The 7,083-nt window shown below is 52.1% G+C and carries 8 protein-coding genes; 2 read left to right on the top strand and 6 right to left on the bottom strand.

Features of this window, described 5'->3' with window-relative positions:
- Window positions 1-311: transposase (locus PFRI_RS21595; protein ID WP_245812231.1), on the top strand; the 311-nt coding region annotated here is incomplete at its 5' end.
- A 177-nt stretch (window positions 312-488) separates the two neighbouring features.
- Here the strand turns inward: PFRI_RS21595 and PFRI_RS02555 are convergent.
- The 6 genes from PFRI_RS02555 to PFRI_RS02530 all read right to left on the bottom strand — a co-directional run bounded on the left by PFRI_RS02555 (window position 489) and on the right by PFRI_RS02530 (window position 5,815).
- The gene (locus PFRI_RS02555; protein ID WP_072629192.1) at window positions 489-1,175 is read right to left on the bottom strand and encodes an aspartate/glutamate racemase family protein; all 687 of its coding nucleotides are present in this window, start codon (window positions 1,173-1,175) and stop codon (window positions 489-491) included.
- Window positions 1,176-1,181: 6 nt separating this feature from the next.
- On the bottom strand, window positions 1,182-1,904 hold the full coding sequence (locus PFRI_RS02550) for an ABC transporter ATP-binding protein (protein WP_072629191.1): 723 nt from the start codon (window positions 1,902-1,904) through the stop codon (window positions 1,182-1,184).
- A gap of 3 nt (window positions 1,905-1,907) precedes the next feature.
- The gene (locus tag PFRI_RS02545; protein ID WP_072629190.1) at window positions 1,908-2,690 is read right to left on the bottom strand and encodes an ABC transporter ATP-binding protein; all 783 of its coding nucleotides are present in this window, start codon (window positions 2,688-2,690) and stop codon (window positions 1,908-1,910) included.
- A complete protein-coding gene (locus tag PFRI_RS02540) occupies window positions 2,687-3,667 on the bottom strand; it encodes a branched-chain amino acid ABC transporter permease (RefSeq protein WP_072629189.1) in 981 nt (326 codons plus the stop codon). Before PFRI_RS02540 ends, PFRI_RS02545 begins: the two co-directional genes overlap by 4 nt.
- A gap of 4 nt (window positions 3,668-3,671) precedes the next feature.
- The gene (locus tag PFRI_RS02535) at window positions 3,672-4,541 is read right to left on the bottom strand and encodes a branched-chain amino acid ABC transporter permease (RefSeq protein WP_072629188.1); all 870 of its coding nucleotides are present in this window, start codon (window positions 4,539-4,541) and stop codon (window positions 3,672-3,674) included.
- A gap of 86 nt (window positions 4,542-4,627) precedes the next feature.
- Entirely contained in the window at window positions 4,628-5,815 is a 1,188-nt protein-coding gene (locus PFRI_RS02530) for an ABC transporter substrate-binding protein (RefSeq protein WP_072629187.1), read from the bottom strand.
- A 253-nt stretch (window positions 5,816-6,068) separates the two neighbouring features.
- Here PFRI_RS02530 and PFRI_RS02525 point away from each other — a divergent pair, with 253 nt between their 5' ends.
- Window positions 6,069-6,761, top strand: a complete 693-nt coding sequence (locus PFRI_RS02525; protein ID WP_245812229.1) for a GntR family transcriptional regulator — start codon at window positions 6,069-6,071, stop codon at window positions 6,759-6,761.
- Window positions 6,762-7,083 lie beyond the last annotated feature (322 nt).

Here is a 7,083-nt window from a genome sequence, read left to right as displayed (position 1 = left end):
AGCGTCGAGGAAGTGTCGGCCCTGCTGGCAGCGGCACCCGGACCTGGTCTCAAATCGCGATCCATCGGGAAAAATACGAGATCGTCCGAGAATTTGCACGTCAATGCATTGCATCAGACTTCAATCAGACCGCCTCGAACCGACGAAAGAAAGTCGAGATGCTCTTCGCCCACCTCAAACGCATCCTTAGCTTGGCCAGGCTCCGATTACGCGGCCCATACGGCGTCCAAGATGAATTTACCCTAGCAGCAACCGCCCAAAACCTCCGGAAACTCGCTAAGCTCAAGCCGATGGGACCAGCCGCAGGGTGAAAGGCAGGGTGGTTACGAACAGCCAAATGAAATCAACGTAATCACCAGCATCAATGGGCCAAAAACAACGAGTTTTTCAACACAATCAGTCCAAAACGAACTTTCGCTGCAACCTTACCAAAGTCCGCAATGGCACACCAATGATCCGTCATTCATCAATGGTGCGCTACCGCAGCGCTATCGATTCTGCGAATAGGCTCCGATTTTTGAAGTGCGCAGATTGTTGTTCACAAGCGCTTCTGCGAAGGTAACACCCGCCGCAACTCCATCGATGACTGGCAAGCCAAATTCCTCACTTAGCTCTGCCATAAGGTCTGCCATCCCTGCACATCCCAGAACGATTGCTTCAGTGTTGTCTTGCGCGATGGATTCGCGGATTTCAGACTTGATCTTGAACAATGTTGCCGGATCGCCTTCTTCCAGTTTCAGGACGGGAATATCTGTTGCGCGAACGCGCGCGCATTTTTGGACCAGCCCATATCGCATCAGGTTGTTCTCCAGACCTGGCACAGAACGTGACAAAGTCGTTATGACGCTAAACTTGTTAGCGATAAAACTGGCAGCGTGATAAGCGGCCTCGCCAATGCCCAAGACAGGAACGTTGACAAGTGTCCGGACCGCATCGACGCCCGTGTCATCGAAACAGGCGATGACGATGGCATCAACTTCCGGGTGCCGCGCAACCTCGGCGAGCAGCCCAGGAATGCAAGTGGCAACGTCCAGAAAACCCTGAATGCTTGCCGGTCCATCTTGCGAGTTTGCAGCTATAATCTCTGTATCCGGTCGGGCAACGGCACGTGCGGCAATCGCAATTTTGTCCGTCATAGAGCTGGTTGTGTTCGGGTTGATAACGAGAATTTTCATATCAGTTCAAACCTCGCCGCCAAGGTAGGCAGCCTTGATCCGGTCATCGTGCAACAGCTCTTTGGAGTTGCCTTCGATGACAACGTTCCCTGTCGCCATGGCATAAGCACGGTGCGAAATACTGAGCGCCATGCGCGAATTTTGTTCTACTAGCAACACAGAAACGCCTTCATCACGATTGATAGCAACGATTGAACGGGCAATGTCCTGTACCAGCTTGGGTGCGATCCCAAGGCTGGGTTCATCCAATAACAAGAGCTTGGGCTTGGCCATCAACGCGCGGCCAATCACCATCATCTGTTGCTCCCCACCAGAGAGAGTTCCAGCGGCCTGAGAATAGCGCTCCTTAAGGCGGGGGAAGCGCGTCATTATGCCGTCCAAAGTGTTCTGGATCTCGGCCTTGTCGCTACGGGTGAAGGCCCCCATCATCAGGTTGTCTTTGACAGACATAAATGGAAACACGCGGCGACCCTCAGGCACCATTGCAATACCCCGTTTGACGATGGCTGACGGATCGGTGCCATCGACGCGTTCACCCTCAAAGGTGACGGAGCCGCTTTTCGGTTTGGCCAATCCCGTTATCGCGCGCAAGATTGATGACTTGCCCGCTCCATTGGCTCCGATTAGCGCAACGGTTTCACCTTGGGCCACGTTCAGGGACACGCCTTTAAGCGCGTAAACATGATCGTAGTAAAGTTCGACGTCTTTGAAATCCAACATGTTAGTCATGGTCTACATCCCGATCTCATCGTCGACGCTGCCCAGATAGGCCTCGATGACTTTTTCATTGTTCTGGATTTCCGAAGGCGTGCCTTCCGCGATCTTTTCGCCAAAGTTCAGCACGACGATCCGGTCCGAGATATTCATGACTGCTGGCATATCGTGCTCCACCAGCATGACCGTCACACCGCGTTCATCCCGCACAGAACGCACCAGATTGACCATGTTCATGGTCTCATCGTGGTTCATCCCTGCAAACGGTTCGTCCAGCAGCAGCACCTTTGGGTCCGTCGCTAGGCCGATTGCAATGCCAAGCGCGCGCAGACTGCCCTGCGGCAGATTGCTGGCCTGTTCGTTGCTGATCTCGGACATACCAAGAAACTCGAGCAACTCGTCTGCATATTTCTCAAAGGCGGTCACATCGTCCTTAGCCGTCTTAGACCCCCAGAAGTACCCTGCAAGCGAAGCTTTGGCGCGCAAATGCTGCGCCACTACGACGCTTTCACGAACGGTCATGCTTTTGAAAATCGTGGTTTCCTGAAACGTGCGCACGACGCCCTTGCGCGCCACGATATGCGGCTTGAGATTCGAGATACGCTCACCCTGATAGATGACCTCTCCAGAAGTCGTCGGCGTAAAGGACGCGATCATTTTGAACAGCGTGGATTTGCCTGCGCCATTTGGTCCGATCACTGACAAGATTTCATTCTCTGCCACATCAAAGCTGATGTCGTTGTTTGCCGTCAGACCACCATATTTCTTAGTGACGTTCTTGACTTGAAGGAGCGGGCTCATTTGTCACCTCCTTTGCCGAACCGCAGGCTCAGCAGGCCGTTGGGAAGGAAGCGGATGATGATGATTAGGATCGTTGAATAGATTAGCATTTGGTACTTGCCGAACTCGAACAGTAAGTCCCAGCCAAAGTAGAGGACCAAGGTGCCAAGCATTGGGCCAAAGACATAGCCAAGGCCGCCAAGGAAGCAATTCAACATGAAGTTGACCGAGTCCGCGACTTGAAAGCTGGAGGGATAGACCGACTGCGCAATAGATCCGAACATGGCACCGCCAAGCCCGCCGAAAAAGCTGGAAATCGCAAAGATCACGATGCGAATGTAGGAAATGTTCACCCCAATAGAGCTGGCAAGTTCTTCGTTCTGCTGCATAGAACGGCACAGATGACCAAGGCGGGAATTTACCAGGCGGTAAAGTGCGGCATAGGTCAAGATCATGATGATGCAGGCGGTGTAATAGAACGCCAGCTTGGTGTTCTCCATTGCGGCAAAGTCAGGCAGGATCGGAATACCGAACACTGAAATGCCTGAAGGCAGTGGAATGTTCGAGATCCCACGCGCACCGTTGGTGATAGGCAGCGCCAAAGCTGTCAGCGTGACAACTTGGGTCAAAACCAGCGTGATCATTGCAAAATAAACGCCGCGCAGGCGCAGGATTGGCAGTCCAAGCAAGATCGCAACCAATGCCGCGAACAGCCCCGCCGCAGGTAGTGACAACCAAAAAGACCAACCGGCTTTGACCACCAGAATAGCAGAAACATAGGCCCCGATCAGCGCGAAAGCACCTTGTCCGATATTGATCCGGCCTATGTAGAAGGTCAGCCAGACCCCGGCGCTGGCTATCGCCAACAGTGCCACAGAGGTGAGGGTAAAGTAAAAATCCCAACGCCCTGTTGCGCCGATGATGAGCGGGACGCCAATGAAAATCATGAACAGGAAGATCGCAACGCCAACAAGCTGTTTTGTGGTAAATCCAAACATCACATCAACCCCACGGCTTGCCCATCAGACCTTGCGGTCTGATGGCGAGGAAGATCATCAACGAAACGAAAATGAGCAAATAGGTAATGTCGCCATATTGATAGAGCAACGCGAGACCGATAGCCTCCATGAAGCCGAGGATGATCCCCCCCCAAATCGCTCCGGAAATAACACCAGCGCCACCAATCATAACCATCATAAAGGCTTTGATTGATGTTGCGCCGCCCATACCAAGGTTCACCCCTGTAATGGTAACCAGCAGACCACCAACCAGACCCGCAAGCATCGCACCAAGGGCAAAACCGATCATGGAGTAGCGGTCGACATTGACGCCCATCAATTGTGCGGCGGTCCGGTCTTGGGCCAAGGCGCGCAGCGCGCGGCCCGTCTTTGTGTATTGCATTAGGCCGATGAAGGCGACGATCGACAGGATCGCCAGCACGCAAATCAGTATGCGGTCATATGGCATGATCAACCGGAAATCCCAGTTGAACACGCCATCAACAATCTTGGGAACGCCGCGCTGTTTCTCGCCAAATACAAGTAAGATCACGGCATCAAGGAAAAAGGCGATACCGGCCGCCAGCAACATCGTGCTTTCTTCACGCGACGATCCCTTTATGACCGGCGCGAAGAGGAAACGTTCAATCAGCGCGCCCAAGATGGCCAAGGTAACGCAGGACATAACCAGCGCCAAAACAAATGGAACACCCCACTGACCGTAGAATGTATAGGTAACAAAGCCACCAATTACATACATTTGCCCATGGGCAAAATTTAGGACGTTCATGAGCGCGAAGATCAGGGTCAGACCAAGCGCGATCATCGCGTATTGGGACCCCAGATAGACGCCATTGGCCAGTATCTGTTCCATGTCGGCTTTCTTTCGTGAAAAAGCCCTGGGCCAATTTAGCCCAGGGAAGTTCTGCTCAGGAGGGGTCCAAAAGCAGCTAAGAACTGTTAGTCGACTTCAGCAACAAACAGCGTTTCAAACGCGCCATCTTGATAGACGTTAACAACCAAAGGCACGGAGACCTGACGTTTTTGTCCGAAGGATGACATGCCGACATAACGCAGCTTTGCATCGCCGTTCATGTAAGGGTTTGGTGCCTCAAACGTGTCCATTGTAACTTGGAACGCATCCACATCAGTGATCGCAGATGGATCGGCCTTCAGCGTCTCGAGGATATACTCCAAAGCATAAACCTTGGTATTGGATTCATCGTTGTATTCTCCAAACATGTCTGTGTAGCGCTGAACGAATTCAGCCATCATTGGCGATGCAAGCTCTGGTGTGGATGCGCCCCCGACCGAGATAAACCCGTTTGCCAAATCACCGGCACCTTCGGCTAGAACACCCGCATCCTGTGCAGTTTCTGTTGAAATGATGCCTTCAAAGCCCAGCTCTCGTGCAGAACGAATTAGCTGAGGGGCATTCGCAGGCGAAACACCGGACAGCACCAGAAGATCAGGGCGCGAACGCATTACCGGTGTCAAAACAGGCGTAAAGTCTGTCGTATCAACCTGATATGTTACGTTGTCGGACACCACCTCCATACCAAGCGCAGTTGCAGCTTCGATGCCACCCTCTCGTTGGCTGAGTGGGTCAGATTCGTTTGCGGCGATAAAGGCGACTGTTTTGACGCCCTTTTCTTCCATCAGATATTTGTAGATCGCGGGGCCGGACTGGTAGTTGGCAACCATACCCAAAACGGCGTTGGAGGCGGGCGCTTGGTAGAGCGCCTTTGGAAACGCGTAAGGGAAATACATGATCCCGTTGGATTCAGCTACTGGGCGCACAGCTGCGGCACCGTCGTCAACGTTTGGACCCACAACATAGTGGATACCTTCTTGGGCCATTTTCTCCATGCCTGCAATTGCGCGCTTTGGATCTTTTTGGTCATCAAAGGACACGATTTCAATGTCGTAAGTCGTACCACCGATGGTATAGCCGCCGGTCTCATTAATCCATGCCGCACGAGCTTCCATTGAGCGCTGGTTGGAAATACCCCAAGACGCAGCAGGGCCGCTGGTGACGCCGACAAAGCCGATTTTCAGAACAGTATTTTCTGCGAGTGCGGTTGTCGCTTGAAGTGCAGTCAGCGTTACAGCTGTTAAAGCCGCTTTCATAAGTGTTCTACGTTGCATTTTTAACTCCCGTTGAGTTCATTTCAGACGCATTCTGCGCCATTACTGGTCGGCATTTATATGGAAACCAAGTGTGCCGCGACATCAGCACACGATTGTTAACAATTATTGTCAACATATTTTACCATTAATTCGATAAATTCTAGAGCTTGGCCTTACACTGATTGAAGTTTAAGCATTTGCAGGTAGCGTTGTCCTTAAACCCGTCAGTTTTGAAAGTGATCTTGTGTCATCTAGCTCGCAGCAAAGTAGTTTGGAAACATCGGACCCAAAATTAGAGTCAGATGAAAACACGATTGTCGAGCGCATCTACAAAGCCGTCATGGAGCAACGTTTGGCACCGAACACCAAACTGAGTGAGGCGCGCCTGTGTGAGACATTCGGAGTCGGTCGCATGCACGTTCGACGCGCACTCCTTTTGCTCTCAAGTCAGGGCATCATCGAGCTTCAGTCAAATCGTGGGGCTTACGTTGCCTGTCCTGACAAGTCTGAGGCGAGCGATGTATTCGCTGCGCGGATGTTGATAGAACCGCCTCTCGTACGGCAGCTAGCGCAAAAAAGCGGTGGGATTGATCTGGCGCTCCTCACCGACCACATTGCTCTTGAAGATGCGGCCCGTGAGAAAAAAGAGCGTACAGAAATCATTCGTCTTTCAGGTGAGTTTCACACGAAACTCGCCCAAACAACTGGAAACAAGTTTATCTTTCGGATGATGCGCGAATTGGTCACGCGAACGTCGCTTATTGTCGGCCTCTTCGGTTCTTCCGAAAATACAAGTTGCCCTGATGATGAACACAGCAACATCTTGAAAGCGATCCAGTCTAATAATCCGGAACTGGCCGAGCAGTTAATCGTATCTCACCTAAACCACATTCAAAGTGGTCTAGATATGGAAGCGCGCCGCGAGCCTCAGGATGACTTGGCAGCTATTCTGGGACCCAATTGATCTAAAATGCCTATGGTTTCGGGCAACATAGATCAGCACGAAGCAGTCCAGTTTTGCCAACCACCGACATGGTATTTCGAAGACGGTGCGATTATCAGCAGTTTCTCTGAACTCTGGCGTATTCGGCATTGCGGCCGTCCATGCGCCGTGCAGCATTGCGTACTTTGGACTGATTGTGTTGAAAAACTCGTTGTTTTTGGCCCATTGATGCTGGTGATTACGTTGATTTCATTTGGCTGGTCGTAACCACCCTGCCTTTCACCCTGCGGCTGGTCCCATCGGCTTGAGCTTAGCGAGTTTCCGGAGGTTTTGGGCGGTTGCT

Origin of the sequence: Planktotalea frisia (assembly GCF_001890925.1) — a bacterium.
Classification (GTDB): Bacteria; Pseudomonadota; Alphaproteobacteria; order Rhodobacterales; family Rhodobacteraceae; genus Planktotalea; species Planktotalea frisia.
Note: the sequence above shows the minus strand (reverse complement) of the source record. Positions and strands in the feature narration are given on the sequence as shown.